Below are 15,254 nucleotides of genomic sequence, written 5' to 3' on the forward strand. Positions count from 1 at the left end.
CAGATTGTGCAGGTGCTTTTTCATTTAGAGCTGGGATCAAAGTGAAAATAAGGATAATAAGGCAATGTAAGCAGTATGCTAATATAAAGCAACAAATACATCTTCATAAAGGAACAAAAAGTTGCGCATGTGCATATCTTTGGTGTAGTACCAAATAGGGGAGGAATTGAAAATGAAAAAGAAATTGATTCTACTTTTTGTGACAATTATGGCTACGAGTTTGGTAGCGGCGTGTGGAGCAAATGATGAAACGAGCGGAGATGGGGGTGTTAAGGTCGTTACGAGTTTTTCGATCTTAGCAGATTTGGCTGAGAATGTAGTTGGAGATCGTGGCGTAGTCGAATACTTAGTTCCAATTGGTGAGGAACCGCATGAATATGAAACGATTCCGAGTGACTTTCAGAAAGTAAGCGATGCAGATGTTTTTTACGTGAATGGTTTTGGGTTGGAGGAATGGATAGAACGTCTCGTTCAAAATGTTGGTGATGTTCCGATTGTCTCAGTTACAAATGGAGTTACTCCTTTGTCAATTTCTGGTCAAGGAGGGGAAGATCCACATGCATGGTTAGATGTGAAAAATGTTATTACGTATGTGGAAAATATTCGTGATGATTTAAGTGAACGTGATCCAGAAGGTGCAAAAGAATATACAGCCAATGCACAAGACTACATTTCTGAATTAGAAGAACTTCATGGATGGATTCAGTCAGAAGTTGAGAAGATTGAACAATCAAAGCGTACCATTGTTATTAGTGAAAATGCATTTCAATATTTCGGAGAACAGTATGGCTTTGATACGGTAGGTATTTGGCAGTTAAATTCTCATGAAGAAGGAACACATAGCCAAATTGCAAATGTAGTAGAGACTGTTCGAGAAAGGGAGATTCCAGCTGTGTTTGTGGAAACCACGGTTGATAAGCGTTACATGGAAACCGTTTCACGTGATGCTGGTGTTGAAATAGCAGGTGAGGTCTATACAGATGCTGTTGGTCTTGAAGGCAGCGGAGCGGAAACGTATATCAAAATGATCGAACATAATGTAAACACGTTTGTAGACGGATTAACAAACTAAAGAAACAAAGGAGTGTCCACTAATTTAGGGGGCACTCCTTTTCATGTTATAGGTATCCTTTATAGAACTGTTAAGTGAGTTCAAAGCAATTGCAATGGATGCACGTCCTCTATAAGAATCGTGAAAGTAGGCCGGAAATAACGAGTACTCCAAAACCAATCCAGAAAGCTTGTTTGAATCTTTTGTTGATTCTCCTTTTTCTTTGCCAACGGTTTGGATCGAAAATAGGCTCTGTCGTGTCAACCAATACCCGCTGTTCAGCATGAAAAGGCTTTGCTCCAATAAGAAAGAGTGGTGCTAGCGCAGCACCTGCAATTAATCCGAATAAATGAGCAAGTATATTAATATTCGGATTAACAAACGTCATGACCAACCCGATTAGAATGATTGTCATAACGAGTTGTGAATTTGCTCGATCAATCAAATCTTTTCGGTTGATTACAAGGTAAACATACATGCCGAGTAGACCAAAAATAGCTCCTGAAGCTCCTAAATGTGGAGGGTAAGTAAGACCACCGAGATAGTACGTTGCAATATTGGCAATTATTCCAGTCAGCAGATAGATAACGATAAACTTAAACTTGCCTAGCATTCTTTCAAGTGCAGGGCCAAAAATAACTAATGAAAAGGAATTGAAAATGACGTGTCCGGCTCCTATATGCATAAAAATAGGAGTAAGTAAGCGCCAGTATTCACCGTTCGCAACGGCAAGATTATATCCTATCCCCATTGCTCGGATCCAGTTTCCAAATGGAAGAAAATTCATCGAAATAAATAAAACAAGGTGAATCGCTACTAAAATGGTAATGACAGGATATCGACGTCTAAACGAATAGAAGCTTTCATTTCGGATAAACATGGTACAGCCTCCTTTTATATCTGCTATTATAACAGATAATACATAATGACCTATACGTATTGCAATGGCATTAGCCTCTATAAAACGATATGTAAAAAGGACGAAGGAAATGAGTATGATGAGGTGAGTGAAATGATAATCGGGATCGGGATCGACATTGTTGAGTTAGAACGAATAGAAAAAGTAATGAAGCATCAACCGCGTTTTGTAAAGAGAATATTAACAACATCAGAAGCAAAAGAGTTTCACCAGTTCTCCGTTAAAAGAAAAGTGGAGTTTCTCGCAGGGAGGTTTGCGGCAAAAGAAGCTTTTGTAAAAGCGATGGGAACGGGAATTTCTGCAAGTTATAGCTGGCATGATATTGAGGTTAGAAAAGAGCCGAATGGGAGGCCGATCCTAGTTGTAGAGGGACTTAGAGAAACAATTCATCTTTCAATATCCCATAGCAAAACATACGCTGTTGCTCAAGTTATTATTGAAAGCACGTCAAGCTAGTCTGCATATTGCTCGAGGTTGTCTCATATAGTTGTAGTGCGAATAGAAGAGGTAAGTCATTCAGGTAGAATCAGGTCTAATTTCCGACAAGAAGTTCCTAGTTTTATATGAAGCAAGTATTTCTAGTCGTATTTGCTTTCATGAAAAATGGGGCGCACAACATGAAAAAGCCTTCTCTTGAATGCATTCGCTCTTCTTTCAAATGAGACAAAGGGGTGAAAGCATGAAAAAAGCAATCTGGTTCGCTACACTTGGGTTACTACTATCTATGATACTCGTAGGTTGCGGCGAAAAAACACAAGAAGATATTATGGCAGATTTGGACAACAAGCTAACAGAAATGACTGGGTACAAAGCAAAGTCTACGATGACTTTAGAAACTGGAAAGGAGCAGCAGCAATATGAGGTGGATGTCTGGTATCAAAAGAAGAGCTACTATCGTGTAGCACTGCAAAATGAAAATAAAGATCAAAGCCAAATCATCCTTCGTAATGACGATGGGGTTTTCGTGTTGACACCCGCTTTAAACAAAAGTTTCCGTTTCCAGAGTGATTGGCCAACAAATAGCAGTCAAGTTTACCTATATGAGTCCCTTATCCAAGATATATTGATGGATCCAGAGCGTTCATTCCAAGCAGATGAAGATTATTATGTGTTCCAAACGAATACAAACTATCAAAATAAAAACTTGAATACACAAGAAATTAAGTTAAATAAAAAGGACTTGTCTCCTGCTCAGGTGAAGATTATGAATGCGGATCTTGAGGTACTTGTTCAACTTGATTTCACAAATTTCGAGTGGAATGCTAGCTTTAATGAAGGTGACTTTGATATGGAACGTAATATGACAGGAGCTCAGATGACAGAAGAACCAGCTATGGCTGAGCCACAAGAAACGATGACGGTTTATTATCCTATGTATAGACCTGATGGGACTGAATTTGAAACGTCTCAAAATATACAGTCAGAGAATGGTGAACGTGTTGTCCTGCAATATACGGGTGAACAACCATTTACGCTTATTCAAGAACAAAGTCAAGTTGTTCCTGCTTCTACACCGATGAATGTCAGTCACGGAGAACCAGTTGATCTTGGATTTACAATTGGTGTCATGACAAGTGAATCACTACAGTGGTCTTATAATGGTGTTGACTTCTTCTTAGCTTCTGAGAATTTAAGTGAAGAAGAAATGATGTCTATTGCAAGCTCTGTGTATGGAACTGAAGAAAAATAATGAATAAGTTTTTTAAAAGAGCCCAAGTTTGACCTTGCTAAGGATAGGTTTAAACTATGCAGTATCTCTGTTTTTTGCAAAGAGGATATCTCATTGAGGTATCCTCCTTTTGTTTCTCTGTGGTAAAATAAGAAACATAATTAAGGGGATGTTTCAAAATAGAAAAGATGTTGTGTCGGTATTGGAGGATCTAGAATGAGTCAAACGTTTTATCGGGATACATGGGCAGAAGTAGACTTAAATGCAGTAAGTCATAATGTATCTTCGATCAGTCAGCTTTACCGAGAAAAAAATGTACATGTAATGGCTGTTGTAAAAGGAAATGGCTATGGTCATGGAGCTGTTGAGGTAGCTAAGACGGCGCTCGGCTCAGGTGCCAAGTATTTAGCGGTTGCTTTGTTAGATGAAGCCATTCAGCTAAGAGAAGCTAACATCACAGCCCCGATTCTTGTGCTAGGCCGTATTAGGCCAGAAGATGTTGCGATTGCCGTTCAATGGGATGTAATGATAACAGTCTTTCAAGTAGGATGGTTACAAGAAGCAAAGGATTACCTTTCTGAGGGTCAAAGTGTGCAGATTCATGTGAAATTTGATACAGGAATGGGAAGAGTCGGGCTTCGTTCGAAAGAAGAAGCTGCATTGCTTTTTCAGTTTGTTATTGAGCATAAATCATTTAACTTACATGGGATTTATACGCATTTTGCAACAGCGGATGAGCCTGATGTATCATTTGTTAATGAACAACATGAACGGTTTTTATCGATGTTAGAATGGCTAAAGGGATGGGGGATAAAGGCGCCTCTCATTCATAGTGGGAATAGCGCAGCAGCCATGCGCTTTCCAGATAAAATGTTTAATGTTTTTAGGCTGGGCATTTCGATGTATGGACTTACTCCATCTCCAGCTATTACAAAAGAACTCCCTGTCACACTTAAGCCTGCTTTTTCCTTGAAAAGTCGCCTTGTACAGGTGAAAGAATTACCACTAGGTGAATCGATTAGCTATGGGGCTACGTATAGAACAAAAGAGAGTGAATGGATAGGGACGATCCCAATTGGGTATGCTGATGGATGGCTTAGGTATCATAGTACGAGTGGAGGAGAAGTACTGATAAATGGAGATAGAGCTTCATTTGTTGGACGAATTTGCATGGATCAATGTATGGTTCGTCTTTCTAAACCAGTTGAAACAGGGACGATCGTTACGTTGATTGGAGAGGATGGACGTGATAAAATAACAATGGATGAGGTTGCTGCTAGGCTCGGGACAATCAATTATGAAATCCCATGTGTCATTGGCCAAAGGGTTCCTAGAATTTATGTGAGAAAGTGAGTAGGACGTTCTTTGCTTACGATTATGTTGAAAAAAGAGAAAAAAATGAGACTAATCGGTCTTTGCAATTTAATGCAGCTAATGCTATTATTAATCTTGCATATAAGATAGGGAGCATCTGAATTAAATGGGATTTTTAGATTTAATATAAAAGGTTTATGGTGGATGCTGGGGGTGGATGTTTGTGTCGGAACAAAACACAAAGCGCATTGTAATCAATTTGCCACAACATTTGTTGAACGAGGTGGACGGTGTGATCAAAAAAGAAAACGTCAATCGCAGTGAATTTATTTCACAGGCAACAAAGATGTATCTTCGTGAACGTAAGAAACGTCAAATTCGTGAGACCATGCAACAAGGCTATATGGAAATGGCGAAAATTAACCTAAACATTGCATCAGAATCTTTTCTTGCCGAGGAGGAAGCAGAGAATACCCTCGATCGCTTAGTGAGTGGGGTGTAGCCTTTGATTGTAAAACGAGGCGACGTATACTTTGCGGACCTTTCGCCCGTTGTTGGTTCAGAGCAAGGGGGAGTTCGTCCTGTACTCGTCATACAAAATGATATTGGCAATCGTTTCAGTCCGACAGTAATTGTTGCAGCGATTACAGCGCAAATACAGAAGGCTAAATTACCGACCCATGTTGAAATCAATGCAAAACGTTATGGTTTTGATCGGGATTCTGTCATTTTATTAGAGCAAGTACGAACTATTGACAAGCAGAGACTAACGGATAAGATCACACATTTAGATGATGACATGATGACTCGTGTGAATGATGCTCTTTTCATTAGTTTAGGCCTTATTGATTTTTAGTAAAAACCTCGCAGAAATGTGGGGTTTTTTTGTTGATCTACATCATGCGTCTAATTTCATCTATAATCAAACAAACGAAATATATACAAAAGTGTAAAAAAATTTATAATTATCTTTGCAACTGTTTTTCACTCATGGAATAATAAGGATAAGAAAAGATACAGGAGGAAAAATTATGCAACCTTATATTATTTCGTTACTTAATCATTCAAAGGAAACATTGATTGACCTATGGCAGAAAGAGCTAGAGTCAGTTCGAACTGACAATTATTTAGATTCGGTCTCTGATTCAGTCTATGAAAGTACGAATCAAAATTTCATGCAGTTTATTATGAGATTGGTCAGTACAGATCAAGATCAAGCGAAAGAACAACTTAGTTCATTTGCGGAAAAATACATACAAAGCGGATGGCCGCTTTCTTATTATACACAGGGACTTCAAGCATTTCGTCGCGTTGTTTTAGCAATTCTTTCTGAACAGGAGTCAGATGTACAAGCTTTACTATTGACTTTCAGTGAGCTTGAGGCTTGGATTGATGGAATCATAAATCAGCTTGTTTATGACTACACAGGCAATTGGGAAGACATTATTGAGATGCAAAAACTTTCTCTTATGGAATTATCCGCTCCGTTAATTCCTGTCTTTGAAAGTATTACGGTCATGCCTTTAATAGGGACCATTGATACAGCTAGAGCTAAATTAATTATGGAAAATTTGTTAGACGGAGTGATTGAACATCGGTCAGAGGTAGTGCTGATCGATATTACAGGTGTTCCTGTTGTTGATACGATGGTTGCTCATCATATTATTCAAGCTTCAGAAGCTGTACGTTTAGTAGGCGCAACATGCATTCTTGTCGGAATTCGCCCGGAAATTGCGCAAACAATCGTCAATTTAGGAATTGATTTAACTAAATTTCCGACAAAGAGCACGCTTAGAAAAGGCATTGAAAAAGCTCTAGAATTAACGAACAAAAAAATGGTCGATTTGTAAGTTGGAGGAAAGAAGTATGAGAGTTCCTATTTTAAAATTACATCAATATTTATTAATAAGTGTACAAGTAGAACTGGATGATCAAACAGCTTTGCAGTTTCAGGAGGACCTTCTTAGCAAAATTCATGTGGAAGGGTCTTTGGGTGTTGTGATCGATTTAACTTCTGTTGATATGATCGACTCATTTATTGCAAAGGTGCTTGGTGATGTCGTAGATATGTCGAATTTAATGGGTGCAAAGGTTGTGTTGACTGGCATACAGCCAGCTGTGGCAATAACGCTCATTGACATGGGAATCAAGCTTGATAACGTTCCGACGGCGTTAGATTTAGAACAAGGCCTTGGGAAGTTGCAACAAGAACTGGAGGAGTAGATGATGAAAACCCAATCTTGTGTTGAAGTGAAAAATGAGTGGGGAATTGTCGCTGCTAGGCAGGCTGGCCGTTCGTTATCAAAAGAAATTGGTTTCGGAAGTGTTGATCAAGCACGGATTACAACAGCTATTTCAGAGCTTTCACGAAACATCTACCTTTATGCCAAACGTGGTGAGATTTGTTTGGGGGCTGTAGAAAGACCAACTAAAATGGGGATGCAAAAAGGAATACAAATCATTGCTCGTGATCATGGTCCGGGGATTCCTGACATAAGACAAGTGATGACAGATGGTTTTACGACGTCAGGAGGTATGGGAGCTGGTTTACCTGGAGTAAAACGATTAATGGACGAGTTTTTAATTGATTCTGAAACGGGTGAAGGTACAACCATTACAACAACAAAGTGGCTAAGGTAGGCTGGGTAAAGTGGTAGGATTTACATAAATGGTGGGAGTTGTAGTACCTGTTAAAACAAAGGGGTGCTTTTATGGAACAGACTGTTCAAAATTTAGAAGAAACATATAAGAGTATTTTGCAGACTTTTCTTAATCGGAAGAGTGAGCAAGGGTTATACGAAGCTCAACAATTTAGTAAAGTATTGCTTGAACATCAAATATCACCAGAGGAACTCGTTAGTATACATCGTGCTGTGTTAGAAGAATTGTATCCTTCTGTGTCAGTGGAGATTGTTGATTCACTAGATTTGTTGCTAGAAGTTATGATGGGTTATGGGTTAGCCTATCGTGAGCATCAAAGTTTACGGGACAGGCAGATTGAGTTAGAGTCTCAAATTAATGTTGCTGCGAATATGCAACAAACTCTTTTGCCCAAAGCCGTTCCTACTGTTGATCAACTAGACATAGGTGTGATTAGTGTGCCGGCCAATAAGATGAGTGGCGACTATTATCACTTTATCCAAGACGAAAATGAATGCGTAGGTGTTGCGATAGCAGATATTATCGGTAAGGGAGTTCCGGCTGCGCTATGCATGTCGATGATCAAATATGCGATGGATAGTCTCCCTGAACAAAGGTTGCAACCAGCGGCACTTTTGGAAAATTTAAACCGAGTTGTGGAACAAAATGTAGATGACAATATGTTCATAACGATGATGTATGGCTCTTATGATCCCCGCACTCATGATTTTCATTTTTCTGGTGCTGGTCATGAACCAGGTTTTTTTTACAAAGCTAGTAGTGATCAGTTTGAAGAGCTTTATGCAAAAGGGTTAGTACTTGGGGTTTCTAAGAGAGTGAAATTTAGAGAGTATTCTCAACGTGTTGATCAAGGGGATTTTATCGTTCTTTTGTCCGATGGTGTGACAGAAAGTCGAATTGGTGATCGCTTTGTTGAACGCGCCGAAATTACTAATTTAATTAGGAAATACATGCACTTATCTGCTCAAGAGTTGGTGGAGAGTGTTTATTATGAACTTGCCAAATTACAAGAATTTATTTTAAAAGATGATTTCACGCTTATGATTATAAGAAGAAAGGTTTAAAGTTTGGCCAAGCGTGGTATAGATCAATTGAAGAATAGTAAGGAGGGAATTTTCATGAATTTATCAATACGACAAGAAAAAAATGAAGATGTGGTTGTTTTATATTTGTCAGGAGAAATAGATGCATTTACAGCTACGAAATTACGTGAGGAACTAATCCCCCTAGCTGAGATGGGTCAAACAGTAAGGGTTGACTTGTCCGGTGTAGACTATATTGATAGCACGGGGCTTGGTGTTTTTATTGGAGCTTTAAAAGCGACACATATCACTGAAGGGAACTTAACCCTTGTTGGCATGTCTACACGTATTAAACGTCTTTTTTCAATTACCGGATTAGACGAGGTTATTGCAATTGATGAGGAGGGTTCAAAATGAAGCAACATGAGGCAGACCACATCCAGATGAGCGTTCCTGCCAAGCCTGAATATGTGGGAGTTGTCCGTTTGACTGTTTCTGGAATTGCGAATCGAGCTGGGTTTTCGTATGATGACATTGAAGATATGAAGATTGCAGTTGCAGAAGCATGTACGAACGTTGTGACCCACGCTTATGAAGATGGTGGGACAATAAATATTTCTTGTTTTCTATTTGCTAATCGCTTAGAGATCGTTGTAGCAGACAAGGGTCAGAGCTTTGATGTTTCTGAAGTAAGAGATCATTTAGGGCCTGTCGATTCGACTCGTCCTATTGCTGATTTGAAAGAAGGTGGCCTCGGTCTATTCCTTATTAGTTCTTTGATGGATAAAGTTGAGTTAAGCAATGAGTCAGGTATTGTACTTGTGATGACGAAGTTCCTTCATGGAGATGAGGTGGAACAAGATGTCGACGGATTCCCCGAGACCCAACCAGAACAATGAGCAAGTATATGAATGGATTCAGTGCTATCAGAAGTATGCTGATGATGATTCACAAGAAAAGGTTGTCAAACACTATGAGGCTCTAGTACGCTCGTTATCACGAAAATTTTCTAAAGGTCGAGATTATGATGAAGATTTATTTCAAGTTGGTATGGTTGGATTGCTTGCTGCTCTAAAGAGGTACGATCAGGAATTTGGAAGAAGCTTTGAATCGTTTGCTGTTCCAACAATAATAGGAGAGATAAAACGGTTTATACGTGATAAAACTTGGAGTGTCCACGTACCTAGACGCATTAAAGAGTTAGGTCCCAAAATTAAAAATGCCGTTGAAGCATTGACGGTGGAGGTGCAAAGATCCCCTCTAGTACATGAACTTGCAGACTACTTAGGGGTTACCGAAGAAGAAGTATTAGAGACAATGGAAATGAGCAAGAGTTATCAAGCTTTATCTGTTGATCGGTCACTTGAAGCTGATCAAGAAGGTGGAGAAGTGACATTGCTTGATTTAGTCGGAAATGTTGATTCGGGTTATGAAGAGGCAGACCAGAAATTCCTAATTGAAAAGGCATTTAAAGTATTGGAAGAACGTGAGAGACAAATATTAGTTTACACCTACTATAAGAACTATAGTCAAAAAGAGACAGGTGAAAAACTTGGTATGTCTCAAATGCACGTATCAAGGCTACAGCGCAGAGCGCTTGAGAAGCTAAGAGAGTCGATTAAAATTGAACCTTCGGAGATTTTTTAATGGTGACTTTTTATAATAGTGAAAAGATAGAAGTGGCAGCGTTTGAGCAAGCTAAGCAAGGGAACTCGTGCTGTGGTGATGCTCATTCTGTCATTCATGCAGATGATTATACAGTTTGTGCGGTTGCTGATGGATTAGGAAGTGGAGAGCAAGCTCTAGATGCTGCTCTTGCTGCGATTGGTGAAATCCAACGTTATCACGGATTGACTGTCGGGCAAATGGTAGAAGCGTGCAATGATGCTTTGCATAACAAAAGAGGGGCTGTTTTAACTGTCTTGAAAATTGATTATAAAAAGCAGGAAATTAGTTATTGCAATTATGGGAATATCGGATTTGTGATGTATTTACCAGACGGAAAAACGATCCAACCGATTCCGTCGAGAGGCTATTTATCAGGAAAAAAAACAAATTTCAAAAGCAGTTCTTTTCCTTATATGAAAGGTAGCTCTTTTTTGCTTTACTCAGATGGTGTCAAGAAGCGACCTGCTAAAGATACGTTAGTGCAGATGACATCACCAAGGGAAGCTTCCTCCTATTTATTCTCAAACAATGAACTTGTTTCTGATGATGTTACAATGCTAGTAGGGAAACTTTTGTGAGTTTGTTCAAAAAGGGTGGTTTTTCCTTTTTGAACAAACTCAACGCAATGAGCGAAGTCATTGCAATCCCTTAAATGAGTACACGTATCATTAGTTCCAATAGAACTGGATTAACTAGTTGAATAGATGGCCCAAGTGGCTCGAAATGAATCTAACCAGTAAAATTGTGCTTGCATCAAGTATAAGCGGTTGGGTCATTTTGGGTCGCTCTTTTTTGTTTGTACATGTATGATCTATATACAGATCGTATGCTATCATAAAACATAATCTATATTGATGAGGTGTTGTAATGAACGAAGTAAAGCGGAATGAGACCATTCAGATAATAGCTAAAGATCTAAATGTGAAACGAACCTACATCGAGCAACTGATAAAGCTTGTTGAGGATGGAAATACGGTTCCGTTTATCGCTCGTTATCGTAAAGAGATGACTGGTGGGCTTGATGAGGTTCAAATACGAACGATTGTCGAGAAGTGGGAGTATGCCAATCAATTGGCTAACCGACAAGAAGAAGTAATTCGCTTGATTGATGAACAAGGGAAGCTTACGGATGAGTTAAACGATAAAATAGGACGTGCTAAAAAACTCCAAGAATTAGAAGATCTCTATCGCCCTTATAAGCAAAAAAGAAGAACAAGGGCAACGGTTGCTAAAGAAAAAGGGCTAGAGCCATTTGCGATTTGGCTACACTCTTTTCCGAAAAATGGTTCGGTTAGCGAGGAGGCAGCTAAATACATATCGGAGGAACATGATCTTAACGAGGATGAAGATGTCATTCAAGGTGCAAAAGATATTATTGCTGAATGGGTATCAGATGATCCAGAGCTTCGAAAAGCAATTCGCTTAACTGGGTTTAAAGATGGCAAGATGAAAACAGCTTTAAAAAGTAAAGAGGCAGACGAGAAGCAAATTTTTGAAATGTATTATGAGTATGAAGAAGCGATTAAATCGATTGTTCCTCATCGTATCTTGGCCATGAATCGCGGAGAAAAGGAAGGGATTCTACGAGTATCACTTGTTTTTCCTGTTGATCGAATCATCAAGGAGATTAAACGCAAGGTGGTTCGTTATCCTAGTTCTCCTACAGCTCAAATTGTTGAAGAGGCTATAGAAGATGGTTATAAGCGTTTAATTGAACCTTCCATTGAGCGGGATATCCGTAATGAATTAACAGAGAAAGCGGAAGAGCAAGCGATTCATATCTTTGCAGAAAACCTTCGTCATTTGCTTTTGCAACCTCCGATGAAAGATAAAAAGGTGTTAAGTGTAGACCCTGCTTATCGGACAGGCTGTAAATTGGCTGTTGTTGATGCAACGGGAAAAGTTCTTGATATTGGGGTCGTCTATCCAACTCCTCCTCGGAATGAAACGAAGAAGGCGACCGAAATTGTCAAAGGATTAATCGAGAAGTATGATGTGGAAATAGTTGCCATTGGTAACGGGACCGCTTCTCGAGAAACGGAGCAATTTATAGCGGATGTAATGAAAGAGCTAAGAAAACCTGTTTATTATTTAATTGTGAATGAAGCTGGAGCAAGTGTATACTCTGCGTCTGAATTAGGGAGAGAAGAGTTTCCGGATTTAAAGGTAGAAGAGAGAAGTGCTGTTTCGATAGCTCGTCGTTTGCAGGATCCGTTAGCTGAGCTTGTCAAAATCGACCCTAAATCGGTGGGTGTAGGACAATATCAGCATGATGTCACGCAAAAGCGCTTGAATGAATCGCTAACGTTTGTGGTAGAGACGGTTGTAAACCAAGTGGGGGTAAATGTTAATACGGCGTCAGTTTCGTTATTGCAATATGTTGCAGGGTTGTCGAAAGCTGTTGCAACCAATATTGTCAAACGTCGTGATGAAGAAGGGCGCTTGACGAATCGAAAGCAGTTAAAGAAGATTCCGCGTCTTGGAGCGAAAACATATGAGCAAGCTATTGGATTTCTTCGGATTCAAGATGGAGACCATCCGCTCGATGCAACGGCAATCCATCCAGAAAGTTATAAAGATACAGAAAAGCTCATGAAGCACATTGGTGCAACGGTAGATGAGATAGGGACTCCAAAAGTGAAAGAACAACTACAAGCAATTAATGTAGAGAGTATGGCTCAAGAACTTGAGATCGGGGTGCCGACATTAAAAGATATTATTGATAGTCTTATCCGTCCTTCGCGTGATCCTCGTGATGAGGTAGCGAAGCCGTTGTTGAAACAAGATGTTTTAAAAATGGAGGATCTTCAAGTTGGAATGGAGTTGCAGGGGACCGTTCGAAATGTTATTGATTTTGGTGCTTTTGTGGATATAGGAGTGAAACAAGACGGGCTTGTGCATATCTCAAAGTTAACAAACCGGTTTGTTAAACATCCGCTAGAAGTTGTCGCTGTAGGGGATATTGTCACAGTTTGGGTGGAACAAGTTGACTCACAAAAAGGTAGGATTGCGTTGACGATGAAGAAACCAGAGGAGCAACATACATCGTAATAACAAAAAACAAGGTGACTGTGAATGGAGTTGATTCCATTCGGCAGTCGCCTTAATGTTTTGTGTACTATTTAATGGATGCAGTGGCCCTGCTTATTGCTTAGATGGTGTTAAAAAAGGAAAAAGCATTCCTTTTTTTAACACCATCTAAAAATCTGTTTCTTTTCCTTTGTAATAAAACCAACATTGATTAAGGATTTTGATTTGGTACCGATCTTTTTGGAAATAAGCTCTTTTTAATTGTTGTCTTAGCCATGTGGGCATGGGCATAAGCAACCAACTCCTTAACAACTTACTCTATTTGGATTATTATATGAAGGAAGGTTTGTCATAGTTGAAGGATTGGTGAAGAATTATGAATAAAAAACAAGAGTTAATGACTGATAATCAGTTACAACGGTTAGTTGAAGGGATTTCTATGAATGATTTTAAATGGCCATTTAGACATAAAGCTTATTTTAACAGACGGCTCCGAACGACGGGTGGGCGTTATTTATTGCAAAGTCATAACATCGAAATAAACCCTAAGCAACTTTTGCACTATGGAGAGCGAGCCCTTATTGGTATTATTAAACATGAGCTTTGTCATTATCACCTTCATTTACAAGGAAAAGGGTATCAACATCGAGACCGAGACTTTAGAACATTACTGGCTAAAGTGGATGCTCCTCGTTTTTGTGGAATGGTCCCAGGTACTTTAAACAAATCTCTTATTTCACACCAGTATAAATGTGGAAGTTGCGGACTAACGTATAACAGGAAAAGGAGATTAGATACAAGTAAATATGTGTGTGGGAAATGTAGAGGGAAATTAAATAAAATAAAATAAACTATTGCAAAATCAGATTGTACTATGCTATATTATAGAAGTCGCTAAGAGAGATAGCGAAAAAACAGTTGACTCATAAAAGGTATTATGGTAACATATTTGAGTCTGAAATAATATTCCACAGTAGCTCAGTGGTAGAGCTATCGGCTGTTAACCGATCGGTCGTAGGTTCGAGTCCTACCTGTGGAGCCACGGAGAAGTACCCAAGTGGCTGAAGGGGCGCCCCTGCTAAGGGTGTAGGTCGTTTACGCGGCGCGAGGGTTCAAATCCCTCCTTCTCCGCCACATATTCTTATAGATGGCCCGTTGGTCAAGCGGTTAAGACACCGCCCTTTCACGGCGGTATCACGGGTTCGATTCCCGTACGGGTCACCATTTATTTTAAGGTTAAAAGAAATGATTTTCGTTTAATATGGAGGATTAGCTCAGCTGGGAGAGCACCTGCCTTACAAGCAGGGGGTCGGCGGTTCGATCCCGTCATCCTCCACCATATTTGGTCCGGTAGTTCAGTTGGTTAGAATGCCTGCCTGTCACGCAGGAGGTCGCGGGTTCGAGTCCCGTCCGGACCGCCAATAACCTTTGCGGGTGTGGCGGAATTGGCAGACGCGCTAGACTTAGGATCTAGTGTCTTATGACGTGGGGGTTCAAGTCCCTTCACCCGCACTTTATAGAAAAACATATGTGGTGTAACGCGGTTGTGGCGGAATGGCAGACGCGCTAGGTTGAGGGCCTAGTGGGGGATAACCCCGTGGAGGTTCGAGTCCTCTCAACCGCACCAATTTTATACAATTCTAGCTTTTGCGCCCTTAGCTCAGCTGGATAGAGTGTTTGACTTCGAATCAAAAAGTCGGGAGTTCGAATCTCTCAGGGCGCACCATTTAATACAAAGTATTTATTTTGCAAGATAACGGGAAGTGGCTCAGCTTGGTAGAGCACCTGGTTTGGGACCAGGGGGTCGCAGGTTCAAATCCTGTCTTCCCGACCATAACGAATATGCGGGTGTAGTTTAGTGGTAAAACCTCAGCCTTCCAAGCTGATGATGTGAGTTCGATTCTCATCACCCGCTCCAAT

At 39.9% G+C, this 15,254-nt stretch carries 18 protein-coding genes and 10 tRNA genes; 26 read left to right on the forward strand and 2 right to left on the reverse strand.

Going from position 1 to position 15,254, the window contains the following annotated elements; genetic code table 11:
- Positions 1-172 precede the first annotated feature (172 nt).
- Entirely contained in the window at positions 173-1,072 is a 900-nt protein-coding gene (locus SAZ04_RS18530; RefSeq protein ID WP_332698000.1) for a metal ABC transporter substrate-binding protein, read from the forward strand.
- A 109-nt stretch (positions 1,073-1,181) separates the two neighbouring features.
- Here SAZ04_RS18530 and SAZ04_RS18535 read toward each other — a convergent pair whose 3' ends face one another.
- Complete coding sequence (locus SAZ04_RS18535) at positions 1,182-1,931, reverse strand: rhomboid family intramembrane serine protease (RefSeq protein ID WP_332698002.1); 750 nt, start codon at positions 1,929-1,931, stop codon at positions 1,182-1,184.
- 132 nt (positions 1,932-2,063) lie between these two features.
- Here SAZ04_RS18535 and acpS point away from each other — a divergent pair, with 132 nt between their 5' ends.
- From acpS to SAZ04_RS18605, 14 genes are all read left to right on the forward strand, one after another.
- Positions 2,064-2,426 (forward strand): holo-ACP synthase, encoded by a 363-nt coding sequence (acpS, locus tag SAZ04_RS18540; protein WP_332698004.1) that lies wholly within the window; start codon positions 2,064-2,066, stop codon positions 2,424-2,426.
- A gap of 223 nt (positions 2,427-2,649) precedes the next feature.
- Positions 2,650-3,660, forward strand: a complete 1,011-nt coding sequence (locus SAZ04_RS18545) for an outer membrane lipoprotein-sorting protein (RefSeq protein WP_332698006.1) — start codon at positions 2,650-2,652, stop codon at positions 3,658-3,660.
- Positions 3,661-3,855: 195 nt separating this feature from the next.
- Positions 3,856-4,992, forward strand: coding sequence for an alanine racemase (alr, locus tag SAZ04_RS18550; protein ID WP_332698008.1), 1,137 nt, complete (start codon positions 3,856-3,858; stop codon positions 4,990-4,992).
- Positions 4,993-5,170: 178 nt separating this feature from the next.
- The gene (locus tag SAZ04_RS18555; protein WP_034631317.1) at positions 5,171-5,455 is read left to right on the forward strand and encodes a CopG family ribbon-helix-helix protein; all 285 of its coding nucleotides are present in this window, start codon (positions 5,171-5,173) and stop codon (positions 5,453-5,455) included.
- A gap of 3 nt (positions 5,456-5,458) precedes the next feature.
- The gene (locus SAZ04_RS18560) at positions 5,459-5,809 is read left to right on the forward strand and encodes a type II toxin-antitoxin system PemK/MazF family toxin (protein ID WP_332698010.1); all 351 of its coding nucleotides are present in this window, start codon (positions 5,459-5,461) and stop codon (positions 5,807-5,809) included.
- 175 nt (positions 5,810-5,984) lie between these two features.
- Positions 5,985-6,803, forward strand: coding sequence for an STAS domain-containing protein (locus SAZ04_RS18565; RefSeq protein ID WP_332698012.1), 819 nt, complete (start codon positions 5,985-5,987; stop codon positions 6,801-6,803).
- Positions 6,804-6,819: 16 nt separating this feature from the next.
- The gene (locus SAZ04_RS18570) at positions 6,820-7,176 is read left to right on the forward strand and encodes an STAS domain-containing protein (protein WP_332698014.1); all 357 of its coding nucleotides are present in this window, start codon (positions 6,820-6,822) and stop codon (positions 7,174-7,176) included.
- Positions 7,177-7,179: 3 nt separating this feature from the next.
- Positions 7,180-7,593, forward strand: a complete 414-nt coding sequence (locus tag SAZ04_RS18575) for an anti-sigma regulatory factor (protein WP_332698035.1) — start codon at positions 7,180-7,182, stop codon at positions 7,591-7,593.
- A 71-nt stretch (positions 7,594-7,664) separates the two neighbouring features.
- Positions 7,665-8,678 (forward strand): PP2C family protein-serine/threonine phosphatase, encoded by a 1,014-nt coding sequence (locus SAZ04_RS18580; protein WP_332698016.1) that lies wholly within the window; start codon positions 7,665-7,667, stop codon positions 8,676-8,678.
- A 54-nt stretch (positions 8,679-8,732) separates the two neighbouring features.
- Complete coding sequence (locus SAZ04_RS18585) at positions 8,733-9,053, forward strand: STAS domain-containing protein (protein ID WP_332698018.1); 321 nt, start codon at positions 8,733-8,735, stop codon at positions 9,051-9,053.
- The gene (gene rsbW / locus SAZ04_RS18590; RefSeq protein WP_332698021.1) at positions 9,050-9,535 is read left to right on the forward strand and encodes an anti-sigma B factor RsbW; all 486 of its coding nucleotides are present in this window, start codon (positions 9,050-9,052) and stop codon (positions 9,533-9,535) included. Before SAZ04_RS18585 ends, rsbW begins: the two co-directional genes overlap by 4 nt.
- Complete coding sequence (gene sigB, locus SAZ04_RS18595) at positions 9,498-10,283, forward strand: RNA polymerase sigma factor SigB (protein ID WP_332698023.1); 786 nt, start codon at positions 9,498-9,500, stop codon at positions 10,281-10,283. Before rsbW ends, sigB begins: the two co-directional genes overlap by 38 nt.
- The gene (locus tag SAZ04_RS18600) at positions 10,283-10,882 is read left to right on the forward strand and encodes a PP2C family serine/threonine-protein phosphatase (protein ID WP_332698025.1); all 600 of its coding nucleotides are present in this window, start codon (positions 10,283-10,285) and stop codon (positions 10,880-10,882) included. The genes sigB and SAZ04_RS18600 overlap by 1 nt, the downstream gene beginning before the upstream one ends.
- Before the next feature lie 289 nt (positions 10,883-11,171).
- On the forward strand, positions 11,172-13,355 hold the full coding sequence (locus SAZ04_RS18605) for a Tex family protein (RefSeq protein WP_332698027.1): 2,184 nt from the start codon (positions 11,172-11,174) through the stop codon (positions 13,353-13,355).
- Between the two features lie 147 nt (positions 13,356-13,502).
- On the opposite strand, the gene cmpA is transcribed toward SAZ04_RS18605, so the two are convergent.
- Complete coding sequence (gene cmpA / locus SAZ04_RS18610; protein WP_332698037.1) at positions 13,503-13,619, reverse strand: cortex morphogenetic protein CmpA; 117 nt, start codon at positions 13,617-13,619, stop codon at positions 13,503-13,505.
- 112 nt (positions 13,620-13,731) lie between these two features.
- On the opposite strand from cmpA, the gene SAZ04_RS18615 reads away from it, so the two are divergent.
- From SAZ04_RS18615 to SAZ04_RS18665, 11 genes are all read left to right on the forward strand, one after another.
- Positions 13,732-14,184 carry a SprT family protein gene (locus SAZ04_RS18615; protein WP_332698039.1) on the forward strand — a complete coding sequence of 151 codons (453 nt, stop codon included), beginning with the start codon at positions 13,732-13,734 and terminating at the stop codon, positions 14,182-14,184.
- A gap of 117 nt (positions 14,185-14,301) precedes the next feature.
- Positions 14,302-14,376 (forward strand) — tRNA-Asn (locus SAZ04_RS18620).
- A 1-nt stretch (position 14,377) separates the two neighbouring features.
- A tRNA-Ser gene (locus tag SAZ04_RS18625) sits at positions 14,378-14,468 on the forward strand.
- A 15-nt stretch (positions 14,469-14,483) separates the two neighbouring features.
- Positions 14,484-14,558, forward strand: a tRNA-Glu gene (locus SAZ04_RS18630).
- 39 nt (positions 14,559-14,597) lie between these two features.
- Positions 14,598-14,673: transfer RNA gene (locus tag SAZ04_RS18635), tRNA-Val, on the forward strand.
- Positions 14,674-14,678: 5 nt separating this feature from the next.
- Positions 14,679-14,755 (forward strand) — tRNA-Asp (locus SAZ04_RS18640).
- A 9-nt stretch (positions 14,756-14,764) separates the two neighbouring features.
- Positions 14,765-14,846: transfer RNA gene (locus SAZ04_RS18645), tRNA-Leu, on the forward strand.
- A gap of 28 nt (positions 14,847-14,874) precedes the next feature.
- Positions 14,875-14,961: transfer RNA gene (locus SAZ04_RS18650), tRNA-Leu, on the forward strand.
- A gap of 22 nt (positions 14,962-14,983) precedes the next feature.
- Positions 14,984-15,060 (forward strand) — tRNA-Arg (locus SAZ04_RS18655).
- Positions 15,061-15,091: 31 nt separating this feature from the next.
- A tRNA-Pro gene (locus SAZ04_RS18660) sits at positions 15,092-15,168 on the forward strand.
- A gap of 10 nt (positions 15,169-15,178) precedes the next feature.
- Positions 15,179-15,252 (forward strand) — tRNA-Gly (locus SAZ04_RS18665).
- The last annotated feature ends 2 nt before the right edge of the window (positions 15,253-15,254 follow it).

This window comes from Halalkalibacter lacteus, assembly GCF_036663595.1.
Taxonomy (GTDB): Bacteria; Bacillota; Bacilli; order Bacillales; family Bacillaceae_D; genus Halalkalibacter; species Halalkalibacter lacteus.

What these genes read in the sequence shown, in the direction of transcription:
- sigB (WP_332698023.1), top strand. Translation starts at nt 9,498, where the DNA reads ATGTCGACGGATTCCCCGAGACCCAACCAGAACAATGAGCAAGTATAT.
- SAZ04_RS18615 (WP_332698039.1), top strand. Translation starts at nt 13,732, where the DNA reads ATGACTGATAATCAGTTACAACGGTTAGTTGAAGGGATTTCTATGAAT.
- SAZ04_RS18535 (WP_332698002.1), bottom strand. Translation starts at nt 1,931, where the DNA reads ATGTTTATCCGAAATGAAAGCTTCTATTCGTTTAGACGTCGATATCCT.
- SAZ04_RS18605 (WP_332698027.1), top strand. Translation starts at nt 11,172, where the DNA reads ATGAACGAAGTAAAGCGGAATGAGACCATTCAGATAATAGCTAAAGAT.
- cmpA (WP_332698037.1), bottom strand. Translation starts at nt 13,619, where the DNA reads ATGCCCACATGGCTAAGACAACAATTAAAAAGAGCTTATTTCCAAAAA.
- acpS (WP_332698004.1), top strand. Translation starts at nt 2,064, where the DNA reads ATGATAATCGGGATCGGGATCGACATTGTTGAGTTAGAACGAATAGAA.
- SAZ04_RS18555 (WP_034631317.1), top strand. Translation starts at nt 5,171, where the DNA reads ATGTTTGTGTCGGAACAAAACACAAAGCGCATTGTAATCAATTTGCCA.
- SAZ04_RS18585 (WP_332698018.1), top strand. Translation starts at nt 8,733, where the DNA reads ATGAATTTATCAATACGACAAGAAAAAAATGAAGATGTGGTTGTTTTA.
- SAZ04_RS18570 (WP_332698014.1), top strand. Translation starts at nt 6,820, where the DNA reads ATGAGAGTTCCTATTTTAAAATTACATCAATATTTATTAATAAGTGTA.
- alr (WP_332698008.1), top strand. Translation starts at nt 3,856, where the DNA reads ATGAGTCAAACGTTTTATCGGGATACATGGGCAGAAGTAGACTTAAAT.
- rsbW (WP_332698021.1), top strand. Translation starts at nt 9,050, where the DNA reads ATGAAGCAACATGAGGCAGACCACATCCAGATGAGCGTTCCTGCCAAG.
- SAZ04_RS18545 (WP_332698006.1), top strand. Translation starts at nt 2,650, where the DNA reads ATGAAAAAAGCAATCTGGTTCGCTACACTTGGGTTACTACTATCTATG.
- SAZ04_RS18600 (WP_332698025.1), top strand. Translation starts at nt 10,283, where the DNA reads ATGGTGACTTTTTATAATAGTGAAAAGATAGAAGTGGCAGCGTTTGAG.
- SAZ04_RS18575 (WP_332698035.1), top strand. Translation starts at nt 7,180, where the DNA reads ATGAAAACCCAATCTTGTGTTGAAGTGAAAAATGAGTGGGGAATTGTC.
- SAZ04_RS18565 (WP_332698012.1), top strand. Translation starts at nt 5,985, where the DNA reads ATGCAACCTTATATTATTTCGTTACTTAATCATTCAAAGGAAACATTG.
- SAZ04_RS18530 (WP_332698000.1), top strand. Translation starts at nt 173, where the DNA reads ATGAAAAAGAAATTGATTCTACTTTTTGTGACAATTATGGCTACGAGT.
- SAZ04_RS18580 (WP_332698016.1), top strand. Translation starts at nt 7,665, where the DNA reads ATGGAACAGACTGTTCAAAATTTAGAAGAAACATATAAGAGTATTTTG.